The 19,487-nt window shown below is 44.2% G+C and carries 32 protein-coding genes; 12 read left to right on the top strand and 20 right to left on the bottom strand.

What is annotated here, in order from left to right; translation table 11 throughout:
• Positions 1 to 15: 15 nt before the first annotated feature.
• The 20 genes from ADP71_RS06930 to ADP71_RS06835 all read right to left on the bottom strand — a co-directional run bounded on the left by ADP71_RS06930 (position 16) and on the right by ADP71_RS06835 (position 10,365).
• Entirely contained in the window at positions 16 to 357 is a 342-nt protein-coding gene (locus ADP71_RS06930; RefSeq protein ID WP_158667179.1) for a hypothetical protein, read from the bottom strand.
• A gap of 58 nt (positions 358 to 415) precedes the next feature.
• Entirely contained in the window at positions 416 to 1,033 is a 618-nt protein-coding gene (locus tag ADP71_RS06925) for a hypothetical protein (protein ID WP_171461032.1), read from the bottom strand.
• Complete coding sequence (locus ADP71_RS06920; protein WP_171461031.1) at positions 1,030 to 1,329, bottom strand: hypothetical protein; 300 nt, start codon at positions 1,327 to 1,329, stop codon at positions 1,030 to 1,032. Before ADP71_RS06920 ends, ADP71_RS06925 begins: the two co-directional genes overlap by 4 nt.
• Entirely contained in the window at positions 1,326 to 1,571 is a 246-nt protein-coding gene (locus ADP71_RS06915) for a helix-turn-helix domain-containing protein (RefSeq protein ID WP_104931863.1), read from the bottom strand. The genes ADP71_RS06920 and ADP71_RS06915 overlap by 4 nt, the downstream gene beginning before the upstream one ends.
• Positions 1,572 to 1,618: 47 nt before the next feature.
• Complete coding sequence (locus tag ADP71_RS06910; protein ID WP_171461030.1) at positions 1,619 to 1,909, bottom strand: hypothetical protein; 291 nt, start codon at positions 1,907 to 1,909, stop codon at positions 1,619 to 1,621.
• Positions 1,899 to 2,132, bottom strand: a complete 234-nt coding sequence (locus tag ADP71_RS06905; RefSeq protein WP_171461029.1) for a hypothetical protein — start codon at positions 2,130 to 2,132, stop codon at positions 1,899 to 1,901. The genes ADP71_RS06910 and ADP71_RS06905 overlap by 11 nt, the downstream gene beginning before the upstream one ends.
• Complete coding sequence (locus ADP71_RS06900) at positions 2,129 to 3,268, bottom strand: hypothetical protein (RefSeq protein WP_104931862.1); 1,140 nt, start codon at positions 3,266 to 3,268, stop codon at positions 2,129 to 2,131. The genes ADP71_RS06905 and ADP71_RS06900 overlap by 4 nt, the downstream gene beginning before the upstream one ends.
• A gap of 50 nt (positions 3,269 to 3,318) precedes the next feature.
• Entirely contained in the window at positions 3,319 to 4,272 is a 954-nt protein-coding gene (locus ADP71_RS06895) for a hypothetical protein (protein ID WP_104931861.1), read from the bottom strand.
• 2 nt (positions 4,273 to 4,274) lie between these two features.
• Entirely contained in the window at positions 4,275 to 5,075 is an 801-nt protein-coding gene (locus tag ADP71_RS06890; protein WP_104931860.1) for a RecB family exonuclease, read from the bottom strand.
• A gap of 2 nt (positions 5,076 to 5,077) precedes the next feature.
• Positions 5,078 to 5,377 carry a hypothetical protein gene (locus ADP71_RS06885; RefSeq protein ID WP_019959094.1) on the bottom strand — a complete coding sequence of 100 codons (300 nt, stop codon included), beginning with the start codon at positions 5,375 to 5,377 and terminating at the stop codon, positions 5,078 to 5,080.
• Complete coding sequence (locus ADP71_RS06880) at positions 5,367 to 5,609, bottom strand: hypothetical protein (RefSeq protein ID WP_104931859.1); 243 nt, start codon at positions 5,607 to 5,609, stop codon at positions 5,367 to 5,369. The genes ADP71_RS06885 and ADP71_RS06880 overlap by 11 nt, the downstream gene beginning before the upstream one ends.
• Complete coding sequence (locus tag ADP71_RS06875; protein ID WP_104931858.1) at positions 5,609 to 5,866, bottom strand: hypothetical protein; 258 nt, start codon at positions 5,864 to 5,866, stop codon at positions 5,609 to 5,611. The genes ADP71_RS06880 and ADP71_RS06875 overlap by 1 nt, the downstream gene beginning before the upstream one ends.
• A 92-nt stretch (positions 5,867 to 5,958) precedes the next feature.
• On the bottom strand, positions 5,959 to 6,237 hold the full coding sequence (locus tag ADP71_RS06870) for a hypothetical protein (RefSeq protein ID WP_104931857.1): 279 nt from the start codon (positions 6,235 to 6,237) through the stop codon (positions 5,959 to 5,961).
• On the bottom strand, positions 6,237 to 6,554 hold the full coding sequence (locus tag ADP71_RS06865) for a hypothetical protein (RefSeq protein WP_171461028.1): 318 nt from the start codon (positions 6,552 to 6,554) through the stop codon (positions 6,237 to 6,239). Before ADP71_RS06865 ends, ADP71_RS06870 begins: the two co-directional genes overlap by 1 nt.
• A gap of 208 nt (positions 6,555 to 6,762) precedes the next feature.
• Positions 6,763 to 7,011, bottom strand: a complete 249-nt coding sequence (locus ADP71_RS06860; protein WP_104931855.1) for a hypothetical protein — start codon at positions 7,009 to 7,011, stop codon at positions 6,763 to 6,765.
• A 69-nt stretch (positions 7,012 to 7,080) separates the two neighbouring features.
• Entirely contained in the window at positions 7,081 to 7,404 is a 324-nt protein-coding gene (locus ADP71_RS06855; protein WP_104931854.1) for a hypothetical protein, read from the bottom strand.
• Positions 7,405 to 7,707: 303 nt separating this feature from the next.
• Positions 7,708 to 8,253, bottom strand: a complete 546-nt coding sequence (locus ADP71_RS06850; protein ID WP_104931853.1) for a hypothetical protein — start codon at positions 8,251 to 8,253, stop codon at positions 7,708 to 7,710.
• A 75-nt stretch (positions 8,254 to 8,328) separates the two neighbouring features.
• Positions 8,329 to 8,685, bottom strand: a complete 357-nt coding sequence (locus ADP71_RS06845; protein WP_237342997.1) for a helix-turn-helix domain-containing protein — start codon at positions 8,683 to 8,685, stop codon at positions 8,329 to 8,331.
• Positions 8,686 to 8,753: 68 nt separating this feature from the next.
• Positions 8,754 to 9,080 carry a hypothetical protein gene (locus ADP71_RS06840; RefSeq protein WP_104931852.1) on the bottom strand — a complete coding sequence of 109 codons (327 nt, stop codon included), beginning with the start codon at positions 9,078 to 9,080 and terminating at the stop codon, positions 8,754 to 8,756.
• A gap of 589 nt (positions 9,081 to 9,669) precedes the next feature.
• Positions 9,670 to 10,365, bottom strand: a complete 696-nt coding sequence (locus ADP71_RS06835; protein ID WP_104931850.1) for a helix-turn-helix domain-containing protein — start codon at positions 10,363 to 10,365, stop codon at positions 9,670 to 9,672.
• Positions 10,366 to 10,474: 109 nt separating this feature from the next.
• Between ADP71_RS06835 and ADP71_RS06830 the strand changes: the two genes are divergently transcribed.
• The 12 genes from ADP71_RS06830 to ADP71_RS06775 all read left to right on the top strand — a co-directional run bounded on the left by ADP71_RS06830 (position 10,475) and on the right by ADP71_RS06775 (position 19,390).
• Positions 10,475 to 10,681, top strand: a complete 207-nt coding sequence (locus ADP71_RS06830; protein ID WP_104931849.1) for a transcriptional regulator — start codon at positions 10,475 to 10,477, stop codon at positions 10,679 to 10,681.
• Positions 10,682 to 10,708: 27 nt separating this feature from the next.
• Positions 10,709 to 11,191, top strand: a complete 483-nt coding sequence (locus ADP71_RS06825) for a phage regulatory CII family protein (protein ID WP_171461027.1) — start codon at positions 10,709 to 10,711, stop codon at positions 11,189 to 11,191.
• Between the two features lie 70 nt (positions 11,192 to 11,261).
• On the top strand, positions 11,262 to 11,996 hold the full coding sequence (locus ADP71_RS06820; RefSeq protein ID WP_104932386.1) for a phage antirepressor KilAC domain-containing protein: 735 nt from the start codon (positions 11,262 to 11,264) through the stop codon (positions 11,994 to 11,996).
• The gene (locus ADP71_RS06815; protein WP_171461026.1) at positions 11,996 to 12,976 is read left to right on the top strand and encodes a DnaT-like ssDNA-binding domain-containing protein; all 981 of its coding nucleotides are present in this window, start codon (positions 11,996 to 11,998) and stop codon (positions 12,974 to 12,976) included. The genes ADP71_RS06820 and ADP71_RS06815 overlap by 1 nt, the downstream gene beginning before the upstream one ends.
• A gap of 10 nt (positions 12,977 to 12,986) precedes the next feature.
• Positions 12,987 to 13,793, top strand: coding sequence for an ATP-binding protein (locus tag ADP71_RS06810; RefSeq protein WP_019959108.1), 807 nt, complete (start codon positions 12,987 to 12,989; stop codon positions 13,791 to 13,793).
• A gap of 238 nt (positions 13,794 to 14,031) precedes the next feature.
• Entirely contained in the window at positions 14,032 to 14,571 is a 540-nt protein-coding gene (locus tag ADP71_RS06805; protein ID WP_104931842.1) for a DUF1064 domain-containing protein, read from the top strand.
• On the top strand, positions 14,564 to 15,229 hold the full coding sequence (locus ADP71_RS06800) for a helix-turn-helix domain-containing protein (RefSeq protein WP_019959111.1): 666 nt from the start codon (positions 14,564 to 14,566) through the stop codon (positions 15,227 to 15,229). The genes ADP71_RS06805 and ADP71_RS06800 overlap by 8 nt, the downstream gene beginning before the upstream one ends.
• The gene (locus ADP71_RS06795) at positions 15,230 to 16,057 is read left to right on the top strand and encodes a hypothetical protein (protein WP_171461025.1); all 828 of its coding nucleotides are present in this window, start codon (positions 15,230 to 15,232) and stop codon (positions 16,055 to 16,057) included.
• Positions 16,026 to 16,265 carry a hypothetical protein gene (locus ADP71_RS06790; protein ID WP_155970576.1) on the top strand — a complete coding sequence of 80 codons (240 nt, stop codon included), beginning with the start codon at positions 16,026 to 16,028 and terminating at the stop codon, positions 16,263 to 16,265. Before ADP71_RS06795 ends, ADP71_RS06790 begins: the two co-directional genes overlap by 32 nt.
• 117 nt (positions 16,266 to 16,382) lie before the next feature.
• Complete coding sequence (locus ADP71_RS06785; RefSeq protein WP_171461024.1) at positions 16,383 to 17,102, top strand: hypothetical protein; 720 nt, start codon at positions 16,383 to 16,385, stop codon at positions 17,100 to 17,102.
• Positions 17,102 to 18,688 (top strand): hypothetical protein, encoded by a 1,587-nt coding sequence (locus ADP71_RS06780; RefSeq protein ID WP_104931839.1) that lies wholly within the window; start codon positions 17,102 to 17,104, stop codon positions 18,686 to 18,688. The genes ADP71_RS06785 and ADP71_RS06780 overlap by 1 nt, the downstream gene beginning before the upstream one ends.
• A 336-nt stretch (positions 18,689 to 19,024) precedes the next feature.
• Positions 19,025 to 19,390, top strand: coding sequence for a hypothetical protein (locus tag ADP71_RS06775; protein ID WP_104931838.1), 366 nt, complete (start codon positions 19,025 to 19,027; stop codon positions 19,388 to 19,390).
• Positions 19,391 to 19,487 lie beyond the last annotated feature (97 nt).

Raw genomic sequence — 19,487 nt, 5'->3', positions numbered from 1 at the left:
CTTGACTCTTTCAGGCTATGCGTTATTTGGCATACTGGTTGATAAAATCGCCTCTTGTCGAAATTGGCGGGCGGTCTCTACAAACTCAAGCAGCTCAGGTGTTGCATCAGGGATTGTTTTAAAATCAAGCAGCGCACCTTGGATGCCCACATCCCAAGTTTCGGCAATATCAAGTGACTCAGGCTTATCTTCTTGTAGCATGCGACACAAGCCGTAAATGGCTGCATTAAAGAGCCATGTGAGAGTATCTTCCCTGATACTAAAGTGATGTAGTACATGAATATCTGTTACGCCATCAGCAGCTTTGTGGACGCTTGATGGGATGTATTTGTACTTGGCTTTTTTTGCCTTTTTCATGTCATCCGATTCCTTGACTTTCGTTATTGGGGATTGGTAATGAAAAATTTCGTTCTCATTAAGCCGCTTTTTCAACCGCTCGCAACAGTTCTTTCAAGTCGTCCACGGTCAAAGTCAATGTTCGGCTGCACGCACGTCGCTCCAAGAAGATTTTGACGTAACCTTTTTTGGCCTCATAGCCGCGTGTGGGGTTTGGCGTGTATGGCTTTGACCGCAATGCAGCCTTGGCGGTGATGGCAGAGGGTGGTGTATCCATTTCAGCGGCCACGGCAGGCTCATCTATTTTTGGCTCAACCACAGGTACAGGCTCAACCATAGGGGCAAGCTCAAACACAGGCGCCGCCGCAACCGACTCATCGGGTGCAGCTCGCTTGGCTTGGCGGCCTCGTTTGGGCTTGCCTGTTTGTGCGGTGACAGGAGGCTGATTTGGGGATTGCTTTTGTGGGGCCTTGGCAGGTGCTGGCTCTGCTGTAAGTGTTTTTGTCGGCAATGAAAAAACCGAACAATTTAAGCCAGCATCAAATTCTCGGGTGATGGCGCCAATGTGTTCCAAAGCCTCTAATGCATCCATAGTGGCTTTGCGTGACTGTTTTAAGCATTCATGCAATTGATCGGCAGTACTGGCGCCTGTAAGTTCTAAAACATTGAGAATTTGACGATTGAGTTTTTCGTTCATAATTTTTCCAAATCTTGAAGGTATTGGTCACGATGGACAATGGATGCAAGACGCAAGCGGTTTTCAGGGGTGCTGATGTCGCAATCAAGCTCATGTACCAATTCAATGGCCACACAAACTAGAGCAGGCAAGGGCGGCAAAGGTGGTGGTAATGGCTCACCTGCTTCATAAGCATCACCAATGTCTTTGGGTAAGCCAATCGCACCCCAAAACTCAGCCACACTTAAACCAAGCTTGCGTCGCATCATCACCAACTCAAGGTTGGTGTAATCTTTGCTGGTGAATGTGAGGTTCATGCGATTCCTTTTGCCGCTTTGGCCAATGCCTTACAAGCCTTGGTAGTAGAAATGTCCAATTGACACTCATGCACCAATTCAATCAATTTGGTGACAGGCTTAGGCATCTTGCGGCCTGATTCGTAACGAGAGCCACCTGATTGGGTGACGCCGACCTCAGCCCAAAATTGTTGCTGATTCAGTCGCAAACGTTTGCGCAATTCAATCAACTGCGCTCCAGTGTATTGTTTGGTTTTTAGCATTCTTTTCTCCAAAATAAAAAAGCCGCATCGGTATGCGGCTGGTGTCGTTAGTTAAGAAATGGCAATTGTTTTTGTGAAATGGGAACGGGTTTTGACGGTTGATGTTGATGAAGAAAATTAGCCGAAATTGCAGATAAAACAGTTACTATCGTTGCAATTTTTTGTGCTTTTATATCGCCGGAATTAACCTGTGCGATTAAAACATTAGGGGTAATTGGATCATCGAACAAACCCAAAACTTGCTTGGAAAAACTCACAAATTCCTGTTCAGGCATTTCAGACAGTTGTATGGCCACATGGCGCATGTCAGCAATGAGATTGGTGTATTTAGATGCCATGGCTTTGATTCCTTGGGTTGAGGGCTGCTAGAAGGTCAATCAATGGGTCATTACTCATAAGTGGGCTAATCCATACTTCATGATAAAACCGCTGTTGGCGTTGTTTTGCACATGCTTTACACATGCCTTTTTGATTTGCCCTGATTAATGAACGTGAAAACTGAGATGGTGATTTTGCTGTTTGGCATTTGGTGCAAAAAATTTGCGTATCTGTAGCGCTCATTCTGACCACTCAATGGCCAAATAAGGTACATCACCTTTGCCGATATCATTGAAATAGCTTTTGAAAACAGCCAAAATTTCAGCAGGGATAGGCTCCTCAGGATGGAAGCCATGTTTTGTGCACACTGTACGCAAATGGGAAACCCATGCGCCTGCCATGGCTTTGCGTTGATCTAAGGTAAAGCCACTGCGTTGCGGTTGTGGCGGGCTTGGCTCTGCTACAACAGGCTGAGCAGCTTCTTTCAATGCTTCTTGGGCAGCCACACCATAAGTATTACCAATGTCAGCCCCGCTTTTAAAAGCGTCCTGTACGACTTCTTTCATAGCCTCGGCTTTGGCTTCGGCTTTTTTAGCAGCTTCAATAGCGGCTTGTGCTTCCGCGTCTTTGCGCTCTTGCATTCGGGCAATGGCAATTATGTCAGGCAGGCGTTTCTCTGCATCTTGGTATGCGGCCAAAATTTTAGGTTCGGTCTTGAATTGGGGCGGGACTATATTTGGCAATGCATCCAAGCGCTGCTGTAATTCGGCACTTGATGTGTAGGTTTGATTGATAGGGTCATAACCAACACTGGTTAACGCTTTAAGCTTTTCCAGCAAGGCTTCGGCTTCTTTATCCTGCTTTTTCTTGTGTTCTTCGGCCAAAGTGACAGGCTTGCGTACTCGATCGCGTACCACATCAATAGCCGCTTGCGCTTCTTTGCTGCTGGCAATTAATGCTTTTTTGGTTTGCGTTGGCAATTCCATGGCCACATCAATGGCTTTTTTCATCTCGGCTTCAATTGTGGCAACTGTTGTCTTGGCCTTGGTGACATTAACGGCCAATGTTTTGAGCACGGCCAAGCCTTTCTTGGTGCTTGCATCGGTATTTTGGAAAATTGCTTCGGCTTCATCGTCAATTTGCTGGTACAAATTGGTGATAGATTCGCCGCCATCAATCAATGCCATTTGCACTTGGCGTTTGGTCCAGTAAATCGGTTTGCCAATTTCATGCAAATTTAATTCAATGTTTTCGGTGCTTTCTGCCGCATCAATCACGCCAATTTGGTTTAAAAATGCCAAGCTGTTGGCAGGAATGGCGGCTAAGGGGGCGATTGCGGTGGCTTCTTGTGACTCTTGCGGCATCACGGCAGTGTTCATGGTTTTGCTCCAAGTAAAAAGCCACCGCAGTGGGTGGCTTGGGTTAAAGGTTAAAGGCCTGTGCCTGCGAATAAATCTTCATCTTCATCAGGATTGACAGGGTATTGATTGGGCTCGGATAAAGGTCCAGTGTTGTATAAAACCTCGCCTGTCTGCGTGTCCACATATTCGGCAGCAGCTTCCTGAGAAGCGTCCTGAATGCTTGCGGCGGCGACTTGTTGCGCAATAGCTTCAGCTTCTGGACTTGGAGTTGGCAAGGCTTCTTGTGGTGGTGTTTCTGCTGCCACCGCTTCGGCTTTTTTCATCTTGCCTTTGGTCACTTTGGTGGTTTCTTCTACCACTTCACCTGTTGGCATGGTTTCGATGTAGGCCATTTCTTCGGCTTCTTCGGTGCTTTGGAAACCCATCAATAGCTCAGGAGCATATAATTTCCCAAAAAAGCTGGCTGTTCGATAACGCAGCATTAATTCAGGCATGGTTTTCCATTTGCTACCATTTTTACCATACCAGCTTTCAGCGATAGCCATTTGAACAGAAACCTCAGGGGATTCAACTGTTTCACCAGTGTCCAAGCTGACTGCGTATGCCACGCAAGCTAAATTTTTCACTCCTTGAATGGTAGTTTCACCTTTATCTATCATGCGATATTTTAACGTTGAGAAGCGTCCGCATTGGTTGATGGTGGCGATAATCCACTGACTTGACCAACTTGGTTTACCATGAACGATATATAAATTTTGCATTACCATAAGTGGGTCTGCATTTAATCGAGCAGCCATATTAATGGCGATGCAGCAATTTGAAATAGCCTCCATATTTTCAGTATCTGAGGCTTTGCCGCTTTTGTTACGCTTTTGAAATTGCAAAGGCACAATGGATGAACTGGCAAAAGATGCAGCCATGCGTTGTGTCAATTCAAAGGACTCTAAATCAAAAAAGCCAACTGAGGTATTGGCTTTGGCGGCTGGTTTCAGCAAGTCTGCTGTGGTTTGTAATTGGCTCATGGTTATTTACCTCGAAATTTACAACGATTGAAAATAGGGCAATATTGTTTGTTACAAATCATGCTGCGTGGATTGCCGTAAAAATTGCCTGATTCGATAATGCTGCCAGCGTAGTGAATCAAGCCTTTTTCTTCGGTTTCGGGATTGCCAAGCAGGGCGGCTTTGGCGTTTGGAATCAAGCCCACACCCGCTTGACCATTGGTGGTGGACAAGCCTGCGATAGCAAATGGCTCGGTCAATTCGATGTCGTAATGGCTTTCTGCCAAAACGGTATAAACACCCATTTGAGGAATGTGTTCGGCTGTTGCCACTTCTCCGTCTTTGCTGACAGCATTCTGTCCTGTCTTTAAATCCATACCGCCCATACCACCATCAAAGCTTTGGTAAATGCGATCCATTTCACCCGTAAGCGTGATGGCCAAGTTGCCGACTTTGATGGTGATTGGTTCACACTTCACTTCAACGGCCACGAAGTCGTAATTCGGGGCGATTTTGGCGCAATAGGTTTGGTGTAATTCGATGGACTTTGATTCAACGTCTTTCTGTGTAAAACCCTCCCAAGCCACTTCGGTGGTGTATTGCTTGATGTAGTCCACAGCTGCGCCTGCGGCTTCGTTGATGGTCAAGCCTGATTTGTTCATGCGGCTGACGTCATACGCTGCGGCAGCATGGTGGACTGCGTTGCCAATCAAGCTGCGTGGGCTGCGTGGCATTTGGATGCGCTCGATGTGCTTGGCGTACCAAGAAGCAGGGCAGTCAAACAGACTGCCCAAGCTGGATGCGCGGATGGTGATTTGATTCATGGCTAGGTCTTATAGCAAAATGGACACTCGTGTGATTTGGTGAAATATTCACGTTCTTCATAGCAGAAGAATTCTTCAAACATTTTTTTGGTACCATTGCATTGCTCGCAAACAGGCTCCTGGTACGGAAACAAACCCCAAAAAGGCTGACTGGCACGAGCCATATTGGCAAAGTCTTCAAATGCCATGCCGAATTTGTAATCAAGCAAGGCATCGATGTCACCATCGAAGCGAGATGCTTGTTCTTGGCTCAAGCCACAGGCCAAACAAGCCAAAGTCAGTAATTGCAATTCAGTAATCATTTTTCACCTTCCGTTTGTGATTTTGATAAGTTTTTAACCAACGCCTTAAACCGACAGCCATGCACTCGGTACGCTTGGCAGGAGCCACGATTTGGAAAATTTGACGACCATCAGGCAAGGTGATGCCTGTAATCGTGGCGTATTGGTGTTTGGCGGCAATCATCTCTTTGACTGCGATGACAGCGACTACTGCCAGCTTGTGTTGCGGCGGGATATTGAAGGTATAGCTCATTAGCACCTCCCAAAGGTCTTGCCTGTGGTATCTTCTAAGAACTCAACTAAAGGCTTGGGTAAATCAATATTCAGCGAGTGAACCCATGCTTGCTCGACTGTGGTGCGAGGATTGTTGCTGATGCCATCAGGAAAGTAGCCGTCAGCGTATCCCTCTTCAATTAATTGAGCGCAAAGCTCAGTTTTTTCTGAGCTGCTCATTTCTTCAAGAAGCTCATCAATATCAACGTCAATTTCAACAAATTTAGTGATTGACATGTTTAACCGCCTTTCTATGCTTCCAATAGAAAAAGGGCAGCGTTATCACCACCCAAGTTAAACCCAGTAAGCAAGCCCAAAATGCAGGCCGCTTATTCGTACTCATAAACTTCACCATAATTACCCGTTGCATTACGCGCTTCCATCGCTGCATACAAAGCTGCTTCGTATTGCGCTTGCTCTGCTTCAATTTGCAGCGTTCGTTGATGCCAATTTTCTAAACGTTGGCGCTCTTGGGCTTCAATGTGCATTAGGTCAGTTGCAGAGTGGTTTACAATTCCATCATTGCGATCGAGGCTTGCACCTGCGATACCTGAAATAAAAAGGGCAACCATCACGGCTGCCGTTTTGCGGATAAAGTATTTGGCCATTAATCTGCCGTCCTTTCGTTGTAAGTAGCGTTGATGCTTGCCTGAATGCGTCTGGCTGCCGTTTGTTTTTGCTTCTCGGTTGCTGGGGGTGTAGGCAAACCTGCAATCAATCTGATGTAGCAGTTGTGCTTACCCTCAGACATGCGGGTGACTTCATGATGCTTGCGGGTGCTTCTAAAAAGAGCCATGTTTTCTCCTTTGTTCACTCTTACGGATAATGCCTGTTGCAAACCAAGCAATAATCGTAAAAGCAAAAAGGCAGACCATTCTTGCGCTATGGTCTGCCTGTGCTTTTTCAGTTTGATGTCACGCGGCAAGGAGTCTCAATAAAAATCCGCTACATCACGTCATGGTTTCTCGGTTGGTTCAAAACCGTGGCTTGGCACTCATGACTGACCCAAACCATTTTCAACGCAACTTCACAGCAAGCGACTGACCGATGCCAGCTTGTTTCTGACGCAGGCCGGAACTGCGCAGCCAATCGCCTGATGTGAAGTTGCCTGCTTCACATGGTATCGCTGATGTTCAAGCAGCCACCTTAATTCCCTCAAGTGCAGTCTTTTGGATGCTTGTCTTTGCTAGGCTTAAAGCGGCGTACCAATCTTCTTCGCTGCGATACTCGGCAGTGAAAACACTTTTGCTTGGAGTGTTTATAAATAAAGCCATCGAACCATTTACGAATGATGTGTTGATACCTATTGAAACGCCATGCTTGATTGATTCGGCAACCAATTCAGCAGATGCTTTTGCTATAAATTCTTGAAATGCTTTCATTTCACTTCCCCATAAAAAACGTCCTGTGATTTACAGGACGCTTGTTTGAAATTTTGTTGCTAGTCTGTCCTATAAATGATTGGAATCGCTAATTTTAGTCGCCCCACCTGATACAGCAGGTTGATTGAATGAGTTGACATGCTTAAGTGAGCTGCACAGCGTACGAGCCAATGATTCAAGGTCCATATGAGGATTGTTTTGGGATATTGCCAACAGTGCGGATTTAACAGCTTCTTTGTCCTTTGGCGACAAGGGAGCGTCATCACTTTTGGCGCGTTTCAATATCATTTCTAATTCAACAAACTCTTGGCAATTTTCAAGCGGATGTCCGTTTTCGTCTTTGAAACCATATTGCTTTAAGGCTTGAAGGCGTTTTGTTAAATCTTCTTGCATGATGCTTCCTTTCTGTTAGCGTGAAGTGTCGGTCTCTTACAGACTTGGCAGTATTTACTTGAATAAATATTCAAAATATAGTTATGTTTTAAGCATCTACTTATTGCTATTGCCTAGCATGTAATATATAGTTTAGTCAAGTGGATTGAGGGGTTCCTCGGTCGGCGTTATGGCTCCGAATTTTTCGGGGCCTTTCGCTTTTTTAGATTCAGGTTTTGGAAACAATGTTAAGCCAAAATTCAAGCTTCCCTTTTCAGAAGGCTGAAAGAATGTTTGTGATGGATGACATCCATTCTGAGTCAGTTAAGTTAAAAGAATAGAGCCAATTAGGGTTACGATTACTAGTGGACCTGATAAGGCAATCGCTGTTATTGCCTTATTTAAATACTCTGCTACTTCTTTGTTTAGGTCATTCAACTCATCAATCGTTAGCGACATATTATGAAGCTCAAGCTGCCGCATAATTTTTACTTTATTTGGGGCTTGATTGTTTTTGAATGATTGGCTGTATAGTGCTTTTGGGCTATTAAAGGCGCTGGCCTTGGTCTTGGTTTTAATCAAATTGTGGGCAATGTAAGCTGTAATGCCTGACCAGCTTAGAACAAAAATACATGAGGCAATTCTAAAATTGTCAGGCTGAGAGCCATTCAATAAAAACACCAGCCCAGCGCCAATTCCAACAATCAAAATATCAACGAGCTTTGATCCTTTATCTCGAACCTTAGAAATCGCTTCTTTGCTTTCTAATATAGCCCCATGAGCTTGTTGTTCTAGATATGACAGTATTTCGTCATTAATATCAGTGAAGTAATCATCAGGAAAAGAGTTTTCAGAAGTTGAATCGCTCATGAGTTCCCTTTCATTTTGGTTATTTTCCAGTTTAAGTTATCAAGCTTCCCAATTGTGCATAAATCTGTACTTTTCTCATGCTTTTTTATTTTCTAAGTACTTCCATTGATTGCTAAAGGCCATACAGATTTTTTCATCAGTACAACCCAATGCGGAGGCAATTTTAGAGACCGTTGTATTGTGCAAAGAGCACTTATGGTTTTCAATTCTTGATAAATACGATTGCTTCAGTTGCGATTTTTCAGCTAATTCTTGCTGTGTGAGCCCATGGCGAGAACGCAAGCTAACAATGGTTTCGCCCATTTTTGCTTCTAATTGAACGGCAATACGGGCAGATGCTCTATCCATTGCAGCTTTTCTGCGTGGATTAGCTCGAACCTTAGCAATGTAGTTTTGCATGGACATAAACTCTAAACCTGTCTCCCATGCCATGATAAATCTCCAGTTACCTTGCGAAGTTGCAAGCCACTTGGCACCTTAATGCCAAGCAGTTTGAAACCTTACAGCTTGTTTTCGCCTTCGACGCCGCGATCAATACGATTTTGTGTGCGAGATTCAAAAGCATTTAAGGCTTGATTTAAGCCATCTAATGCAGCTTCATTTTCAGCACAAGGGAAATTGCTGTTCAATACTTCAGTTCGATGAATCAAGATGGCCAGCAATGCTTCGCTAGTAATGCCATTCACGCCATGTTCCTTTACTGGACCATTTTGGAATGAAATTTCATGTGACGAATCGCCAAAATCAATTTGATAATCGTGACCTGGATTGTCTTCCGACAAATGCGTTGCTGTAACCGCGTTGTTATCTTCATGAATAACTGTCATTTTTTATTCCTTTTACCTTGCGAAGTTGCAAGCCAAGCAACACCGATGTTTTGATGCTGCTCAGTTTGGAACCTGTTACAGGGTAGCGTTGCCCTGCGCGCTTGTTACGTTTGATTTTCGTAGATTTGAACCACACCTAAAAACTTACTTCTATTAAGTTCTAACCACTTCTAATCCGTTTCTAGCCGACTTGCCGATTGTTTGCGCCGCTCTGTGTGCGTCCCTTGGACATATCCACGCTTGCTGTCACGCTTTGGTATTCACCACGCCTAACAATGATTTCGCTTACTTCGTTCCGGTGCCACTTATGTGGATTACCTTTAGCGTTTGGTTTTGGCGCATAAGCATTTTGCGGTTCACTTGCCACCATTCAGGCTAAGCTGCTTATCACGTTACTGAGTTTTGAAAGTTCTGCGCACCTAATGTTGCTGACCGACCCCGTGTTGCTGTGTGCTTCGTGAGTTGATGAATTAAGTATATTTTAAGTAGACAATTTAAGTCAATTTAAAATGAACTAAAAAAGCAAAAAAATACACAACTAATTGATTAAAAATCAAATTAATTTGTGTATTTGTGTTTTATTTAAAATTTACCCTAGATTTATCATATCAAGCGACATAGCCTTCCAAAGTTTTCCATGGATAACCAAATCATGTATCTCGTCAGGATTAATAGTGAAGTCACCTTTTTCATAAAATCGATTATCTGAACTCACATGAATGATATTTCCTCTGCCTAGAAATAGACGTTTCATAAATGTGGCACCTTGAAATGTAAATAGATAGATTCCACTACTAGAAATTGAATCAATATTTGTTTTAATAAAACATATTGATTTTGCAGGGATGGTGGGCTCCATAGAGTCGCCATCAGGTGGAATCATTTGAACATCTTTTAAATTTGCCGTGCCAAATAGCTCTAATGCTGCATCTTCGGTTAATGAGATTGTTCTAATTAAATCAGGGTAGTTACCGTTAAAGTGTCCACTGCCACATGAGGCAGCTACATCGTATAGTTTTAATTTGATTGGCCCATCATCTGGATCACTCACTATTACAGAAGGACTGCCATTTGATGCATAAGGCAATGGTAAGCCTGTTATTTTTGAAATTTCCAGCATTTTATCAAATGGTACCGCATTGGTATTTTTTTCCCAAGCTGAGACCGTTCCCTTTCCTTTATATCCTAAATCCAAAGCAAGCTGCTCTTGGCTTTTGTTTGCCTTTTCTCGAGCTTGTTTCACCCATTGTCCAATATTAAATTCCATATTTTTGCAATCAACCATTTTTATATTCCTAAATAGTAAATTATTAATTGACCCATGTCGTGCATTTAAGATTGACAACTCTGTATATTGAAAATAGACTTGCGGTATATTAAAAAAAGAGACTCTTATGACCACCGCAATTAATAGGGCAATTGAAATCGCAGGTAGCCAGGCAAAGCTTGCTAAAGCAATCGGTAAAACCAAACAAACTGTTCATAGTTACGTGAAGGGCTATATTCAGATTGCACCTTCTACCGCCTTAGATATTGAAAATGTCACAGGTGTTTCAGCAGCCGATTTAGTTTTTGAACCTTTACGGAAGAATCGTAAATAGTATTCCAAACTTTAAGGAGTAAATCACATGAGTTTGAAGAAAGAAAACATGCAACATCCTGATATTTTAAATTTATTTCGTGTTTCATCTAGAAATTATGGTGATGGTCGCAGCGTAATTAAGATGGCTCAAGACATGGGTTTACAACATGAGCGTTCATTGAATAACAAATTGAATGCCAATTCTGACCATGCTCATTTGAGCCTCTACGATGCCTGCAATATTTTGCAGCTTTCTCAGGATGTGACTCCGTTGCGCGCCATGGCTTACTTGGTTGATCACATGGTGATGCCATTGCCTGAAAGTAAGTCATCTCAAGATGTTTTGGCGCATTTCATTGATGTGTTTACTGCCTGTGCTGGCGTTGGTGAGTCAGTGAAAGCAGCAATGGATAAAAATTCTGAATTGGGCAATGAATTATCCCGTAATGAACGTAAAACCAGCCTTGAGCTGGTAGACAAGTTGATTGAGGCATCGGTGGCGTTTCGCCAAGCATTGTTGGTGGAATAAAAAAAGCCAGCAAGGGGATTTTGCTGGCCATTCCAAACGTGGCTTGAGCCACAAAACAAGTGAGTTAATTATGGATACAAAAATATTGGTTGTCAATCAGCAGATTGCTGGCGAAGAAGTACAAATGATATCTGCTCGTGAGTTATATGAGTTTTTGGAAGTGAAGAGCCGCTTTAATGATTGGATTAACAATCGAATTGCAGAGTATGCGTTTATTGGAAATCAAGACTTTGTGACTTTTACTAAAACTTTAGTAAAAGGTCGTCCAGCTACTGAATACCACATTACCTTAGCAATGGCTAAAGAACTGGCAATGGTTGAGCGCAATGAAAAAGGCCGTGAAGCCCGTTTGTATTTCATTGAGTGTGAGCGTCGTCTTAAAGCATCACAAACCCCAATCATTCCACAAACCTTGCCGGAAGCTTTGCGCTTGGCTGCTGCTGAAGCTGAAAAGCGCATGGCCTTAGAAAGCCAATTGGCAGTGGTGGCACCCAAAGCCATGGCGTTAGACCTCATTTCAAAGGCTGATGGTGATTTGTGTATTACTGATGCTGCTAAAACTTTGGATACCCAACCGCGTAAATTATTTGATTGGTTGAGCCAGAATGCTTGGATTTATAAGCGTGGCGGCAAAGGTGAATGGATTGCTTACCAGGACAAGATTCAATCTGGATTGTTGCGCCATTCCCAACATACACATTACAGCGAACGTATGGGCATGGATCGTTTGACCACCCAAGTTTTGGTGACGCCTAAAGGTTTGGCATTCCTAGCAAAACAAATTTCAACTCAAGAGGTAGCGTGATGGCTGCTATTCCATTCCAAAAATTGCCCGAGGTTAGCGCCAAGATGGAGCTACAACAATTAATCGGCAAACCTGTTGCTACTTATCCTCAATTAGCCAAGCCATTTGGCAGCAAGCAAGCTGCTGACTTGTTTAGCCAGCTTTTGTATTGGTGGGATATTTGCGATCAAGAGACAGGTTTTTACACCACACTTGCGGAATTGGCTGAACAAACAGGCTTGACCATTAGCCAAGTAAAAACTGCACGTGACAAATTAATGGCATTAGGTGTGGTGCAAATCAAAGAAAATCGCATCCAACATGTAACCTTTTTTAAGCTGGATTTAGAGGCTGTCAAAATCGCTGTCGCGAACGCTAAAAATCGCTCTCCCGAAGTGAAGAAATCGCTCTCGGGAAGTAAGAAAATCGCTGTCGCCGAAGTGAAGAAATCGCTCTCGTATATAGAACAAAGATTACCAAAGACTACAACAGAGAATACTTACATACAGCCCGCGCACGAAAATTCGCCGCAGCACACAGCACCTGACTGCGAACCGTCCAAGTCGCAGCCACAGACTCAGCCCAAAGTTGATGACCAAAAATTTGCGATGCACATCGACTGGCAACCTGACCATGCTGGACAGCAATTACTGAAATTTTCCCGTGTTGACCTAAGCACTGCTGACAATCAAGCAGACTTTGCTGAGTTTCTTGCCTACTGGATGACCCAAGACGTTGAGCGCACTCAGGCAGAGTGGAACAAGGCTCTGCTGCGTAATTTCTCGAATGGTGCCAAAGCACGTCGTACTGCCTATGCTGAATCAAGCAAATTTGTACCATCACAAAAAGCCAAGCCATCCGAATTGCCACCTGGCATGGGAGGTACCAAGCACCACAGCTACAGAATTCTGACATCTGCAGATGTGACAGACGAATACCGTGAGCAAATGGCACGTACTTTGGCTGCGGTGGATTTGGACAACATCGAGATCGATTTTTAAGGGGATGGTCATGTTACAAAATATTTCAAGCATTTTGCCTGTAGGTGTTACAAGCGCTCAAATCCGCGCCCGTGATGAAGTTTGTTCAAAACACGGTGCTTACGTTGCCAAGCTTGGTTTACGTGATTTGTGGACCCGTTGCCCTCAGTGTGTGGCTGAGGAGCAGAAAGCAGAAACCAAACAATTGTTGGCAGTCATGCAGGCAGAGAATCAAGCCAAGCAAAAAATTATGGCAGTTGAGAAAGCAATTGTCGATGCAGGTATCCCTAAGCGCTTCCGTGATAAACGGATTAATCATTACGTTGCCAATACTGCAGAACAAAAAAATGCCAAATCTTTTGCAGTTGAGTTTGTAAAAGAGTTTGAGACTGAGCATTCAGGTCGCAATGTGGTGTTTCATGGTAACCGTGGTAATGGCAAGAACCACTTGGCTTGTGCCATTGCCAATGCGGTGATCGAGCGCTTCGGTAAAACGGCTCATTTCACCACTGCCAATGACATGTTACGTCGTATTCGTGAAGCTAAGTCGTTTGACTCCAATGTGACTGAAAGCCAAGTGATTGATGCTTTGGTGTCGTTTGATTTGCTTGTGGTGGATGAAGTACGGATTTTAAACCAGAACAGCGAAGCCGATGCACGTGCATTTTTTGATGTGTTCAATGCACGCTATGCAGAAATGCGTCCTACGATTTTCATTTGCAATGGTGATTTGATTGAGTTTGAAAAAAGCGTTGGTGACTTGACCATGTCTCGTATGAAAGAAACAGGCGGTAGGCCTTGGAATGTTTTGTTTTCTTGGGAAGATTACCGTAAATGATTGAAGAGTACTGCGCATCATGCAAGGTGATGGGATACACCACCTTAGCCCATTGCGATCAGTGTCGATGGCGCTGGGCGGCTCGATTAATCAAATCCAGCCGTGAGGCATGGTGGCGGGAGCAAAAAGACAAAGGCATGGATATGGAGCCCATTCGTGCTTATTGGTTGGAGGTGAGGGCGCATGATGAAAATCAAGCCCAAAAGAGGGAACGCTGCGTTTTAAGGGAAGGTAGTTGATGTCTAATACAGCAATAGGCAAACAAGAGCGAATCAGTACGGTTGAGTTTAACCGACGTGTGGCAGCAGGGCAGTTGGTACAGGACGCTAAAGGCAAATGGCGTGAAGCAGATGCTAAAACGGGCAAGCCCAAAGCCACTAGCAAGTATGGCAATAAAATTACCAAGGTAGATGGCCGTAAGTTTGACAGTGCCTTAGAAGCCCAGCATTACCAATTGCTTAAACAGCAAAAAGAAGCTGGCATCATTGCTGATTTTGAGTGTCAGGTGCGTTATCCGATTGCCGATAAGGTTTTGAATGAAGATGGTTCGGTGTATTCGCATAAGATTGATTATGTTGCGGATTTTGCCATAACCCATTTAGATGGCCGCATTGAATTGGTAGATGTAAAAGGCATGGTGCTTGGTTTGTACAAATTAAAAAAAGCACTGATGTGGCATCGCCACCGAATCAAAATTACAGAAATTTTTAGCAGCCACCATAAAAAGGCCAAGAAAGCAGGGAAGCGTCCAAAGACAGGAGAGAGCAAACATGGCTAATGCAGCACCACACACAGTCACACCCTCTAAGCGCAAAGAAACCGAAAACATGCGTTTGTCGCGTTTGGCGGGTGAACGCTTACAAAAAACCCGTACTGCTTTGGGCATTAAGATTTACCAAGTGGTTGCTGCCTTCCCTGGTCGCATTCAAAAGTCACATCTGAGTGAGTGGGAGCATGGTGAAAAACCCATTCCCATGTGGGCTTTGCGAGAATTGGCGATGTTTTATGGGGTCTCAACTGACTACTTGCTATGTGCCACTGACAGCTCTAGCGAGTTAAAACATTCATTGGAAATCAATGAAATGCTGCATACGGTGGGTCAACACTATTGGAGTTTGATGGCTTCTAAGATTTCAGGCTCTATTGGCCAACATGCTGCCAAGCTGCACTGCTACGAAGAGGCGGTTAACAGCGGGGTGGTGTTGGTAGAGCAAATTGATCGCATGATTGAGTTGAATCGCAAGTATTTTGAATCTGAAGTACGCAATGGTGCCCGAGTAGAAAGTGCTTTGGGTCATGCTAAAGCTGCATTTATGCAAGCACAAATCGCAGGACGTCGGCATCGTTTGGTGGAATTGACCTTACCAACAGAAATAGAAGATGTGATGCAGGCGAGATTGGATTTAGAACCACACCCCTCTGTATTGGAAAAATGAATGTATATCCCACCTTTGGTCACTGCCCGTATTAATGCACACATGAAAGAGCTGTCTATCGGTGATGTCATCGATTTGGCAGCGATGCCCACTTTGAACAATGAGGCAGGTGTTTTTCATTCAGTCAAACAAGTGGTGGCTGAAACCAATGTACCTATTGAGGCATGGACCGTACAAGAATTGTATGCCGGCTTATTGCATTACCATACCCATGCCATCAATGGTGGTCAGGCATTGGTGTTGGATGCCGATACCGGTGCTGATTTGTCAGTGTATGTGTTAGAAGACCAAGACTATCCATTGCATAAAATCGGACGCCAAGTGGTGGCTGATGATTTGAAATATGAATTTGAGCTAGACAGTGAGTCAGACAGCCCTGATTTGTTGAAGATGTTGCCATTGACAGGTGCATCAGCAGTGGCAATCGAGCGCTGCGTCTTGAATGGCCAAGTCAAAGGTGTGACAGACAAGCGTGAAGCTTGGCGTATTGCCTGTGCGGCGGCTCAGATTCATGCCCGTGATTTTGAATGGTCTTGGTTGGATGAGCAACATGTCAGCATTGATGCTTATATCAATGAAAACATCCAACGCATTTTGTCGATGTCGGTCAGTGATTATGCGGCCTTGATGATGGCTTTTGAGCAAGGCTTGTTGGCATTGGATCATATCGTGCGCTTACGTGTGTTTGATGATGGTTTTGCTTTGATGCCAACGAAAGGGGGTGAGGTGTACGCACCTTACCGATTTTGCTTTGATGCCATTGTCCCTTACGGCGCGCTTGAGGTTTGGGCGCGACATGAAGAACCAATTGGCGATGATGCAGCTTGAATTGCCCAATATGCCTTTGCCAATGCTCAAACAATTAAGCCTCTCTGAGTTTGAAGATTTGGTGACTTCCAAAGCTTGGGAGAAGCACCAAGAGAACGATGTGGACAGTGCGCGTTTTGAAGTCTTGATTAAAGCTATCAGCAATGCTGCCAATGCCATCTGTAAAACCTTGGCCAGTGGCTTTAAAGCGTTGGCTTCTAATCGTTAAATTTTGTTAATTTAAGCCGAAATTAAAACAGCGGTCAAAGGGTGGAATTCCAACATTTTATAAGTTCCATATACGCGCGGGTAAAGGCTTTGAGCTTAAAAATAAGGATTCAATCATATGGAAACTAAATCTAAGAGAACACCTACATTAAAGAAGAATCAAAACAAGCCCACTCCAACACGTGGTGCACCTAAGGGGACGAGTAAACCCGCTAATTCTGGACGTAAAAAAGCCACTTTTGAAGGTGAAATCACAAAGGCGCTCGATTTGGCTAAAAAAGAGCGCAAGCTTTATGTTGAGTTCAGTGCCACCTTATTTCTAGACATCTTGACCGACCTGACCATGCCAGAGCCTGATACCAAGCGTTTTAAGACTTTGTCAGGCGTCCTGAACGGCAATCGTGACAAATACCCGACCATGGCCGCCTTTTTAGGTTGGTTGCGGCGTGATACCAGTGGTGAGCTGGAGAAGATGTATCATGAAGTGATGGAAGCCAATATCCAATTGATGCACGATGAGCGTTTCCGTGTGGCTTATGACATCGAGCACGACATTATGATGACTGAGCGCAATGGCACATTCACACCTGAATGGAACAAGCTGTTTGTGCAACGTGGCAAAGTCATTATTGATGCTTTGGAATGGTCGTTGACCCGTTTGGCGCCTGCCAAATACGGTAACAATCTGAAAGTAGAAACCACGATTGAGGCCAGTACCGAAACTTTGAAGCTGTTGGCTCAAGATGGTGCCGCCAGACGTGCAGCCGCTTTTGAGGCCGCCGAACGTTTGGCCAAAGAGCTGTATGAGCAACAATCTGGTAAATCTCAGGACGCCTGATGGCCATTCAATCCATTTTAAGCCTGCCGATTTACCATGACTTCTTAAAAGAGTACCAATTCAACCTAGAAGGCTTTCTGTTTGACTTGTGTGGACTGACACTGACCCGTGATCAACAAGTTTTATCAAAATTGGCCATCAATCCAACATCGCGCATTTCTGTGGTGTCTGGTACCGGTACGGGCAAAACTGCTTGGCTAGGTGGTGCTGCGCTGCATTCGATGTGGTGTTTTCCTGTGGTGGAATACGATGGCAAGATTGAAGTCGGTTCCAACACCTATGTGGGCGCACCGGTGATTCAACAGGTGGCTGATGGTGTGTGGAAAGAAATGAACGACAATTTTCAGCGCATCAAAATGCTGGATGGTATGGGATGGCTGACAGGACGCACACATCCAAAGGCTGAACGGTGGTACATGGATGGCTACAAAGACCAATGGTTTATTGCCAAAATTGCCTTAGGCAATGCTGATTCTGTGGCCATTGCCGGTAAGCACCGTTATTACCAAACCATTTTCATTGATGAAGCTGCAGGTGTGGCTGACAGTCACTATGACGTGATTAATGGTACCCAAACCCAAGAGGGTAATCGCACATTTTTATTCAGCCAAGGCGTTAAAACCACAGGCTATTTCTATGACACTCACCACACCTTATCGCACATCAACACACCTGTGGATGAAGGCGGTTGGATTAATCTGTGTTTCAACTCTGAGAACGCCCCACACGTGAGCCGCAAGTGGCTCAAAGCACGAGAGGTGGAATCAGGTGGTCGTGACTCAGTTGAGTACCGCATACGGGTATTGGGACAGTTTGCCGAAGATGAAGAACGAACCTTAATACACCGGCGCATGTTGGATGAAGCGATGGCCAACACCACACCTCTGATTGCCGAAGATGACGAGGATTGGGGCTGGTTTCTGTTGTGCGACGTCGCTGCAGGTGAGTACCGAGATTATTCGGTAGCCACTTTGGCCAAGGTCAAAGGTGTGGGTGAAAACCGCGTCATTGATTTTATCGACATTCCGATTTTTAGCAATGGCATCGATGTGAAACAGTTCAAAGGCCGCATTGCCGAAGAAGCTGCCAAATATTCCAACATTCGTTTGGTCATCGACAGTGGTGGCAATGGTTTGCAATTGTGTAAGGACTTGGAAGACGAAGGCTTTGATGTGGTGCGGGTATCGTGGGGCAAGCCCAATTTCAAAACCGAGTACAAAAACCGTTTCATCAATCAGCGCGCCCAATGTTCGGTCCATACTCGTGATGCCATACGCCAAGGCCGGATTCGCTTTTTGTGGAACTTGCCTAAGAAGACCAAGGAAATGTTCATTTACCAGGCGACACATATCCCTTACAACTTTACCGATTCGGGTGTGTTGCGCTACCAAATCATGGGTAAAGAAAAGATGGCCGCCCAAGGCATCAAATCACCCGATATTTTTGATACGGTGTGTTTTGCGAATTTGGAAGGCGTGCATTACAACGTTAGTGATCGAGCTGATGGTGGCGTGGGTGCGCAAGAGAAGAAAAAGAGTGCTTTGGAACTGGCCAAGGCGAAGATGGCGGCAATCACTATCAAGTGATTAAGCAATAAAAAACCGCCTGATGGCGGTATATTTTTTATTAATTATTTAGATTGTTCAGTATTTTCCTGAGCTTTTTTCATGGCACGGAAAGTATTCAGTCTGCGTCTATGTTGCATAGCGTCAGTCCTTTCTTATGATGTTGCTGTTTTTATTTTCTGAGGATCAAGCAGAAGGTATTACAGAAGAGCCAATTTGGCTGTTGAAACTAACAAGGTAGAGCGATTATAGCATAGAGTAATAAATAAATCATTTTTAATAAAAATAAATTATATTTTTAGGGTGATTTGTGAGTATATGCTCATGTAATGAGACGTCAAATTTGAAAGAAATGTTATGGAAAAAGCCATCATATTGGGATTCATCGCTGTTGGATTGGTGGGTTGTGCGACTGTAGAACAGAGTAAGCAAGTTTCTAGTACTGAACATGCCATACAGCAAGAAACCCAAGTCATCTACTTTACAGGCCCTTATGATTTAACCATTGAATTGAAATCGAACGATGGTTTTAAAACCGCGACGATGATGGATAACTCAGGTAAAAACCACCTGTTAAAAATTGCAGTTTCAGGCAGTGGTATGCGTATGGTGGGTAATGATGGGGTTTCCATTCACTTTAAAAATTTCAATGGCTTGAATGAAGGTGTGGTGGAGTTGGTTAAAGACAAACCAATTCCTATTAAGGAGTTTAAAGCCAAGTAGTGCAAATCACTGTTTAGTGGAAGAGGGAACGCTTCGAAACTGCCATCATCAGCCGCTTGATAATAAGCCCATTACAACAACTGTAGTGGGCTTTTGT

The organism is Vitreoscilla sp. C1, assembly GCF_002951955.2.
In the GTDB taxonomy this organism is placed as follows: Bacteria; Pseudomonadota; Gammaproteobacteria; order Burkholderiales; family Neisseriaceae; genus Vitreoscilla; species Vitreoscilla stercoraria.
The sequence above is the reverse complement of the archived record's forward strand: the minus strand, read 5'-3'. Positions and strand labels throughout refer to the sequence as shown.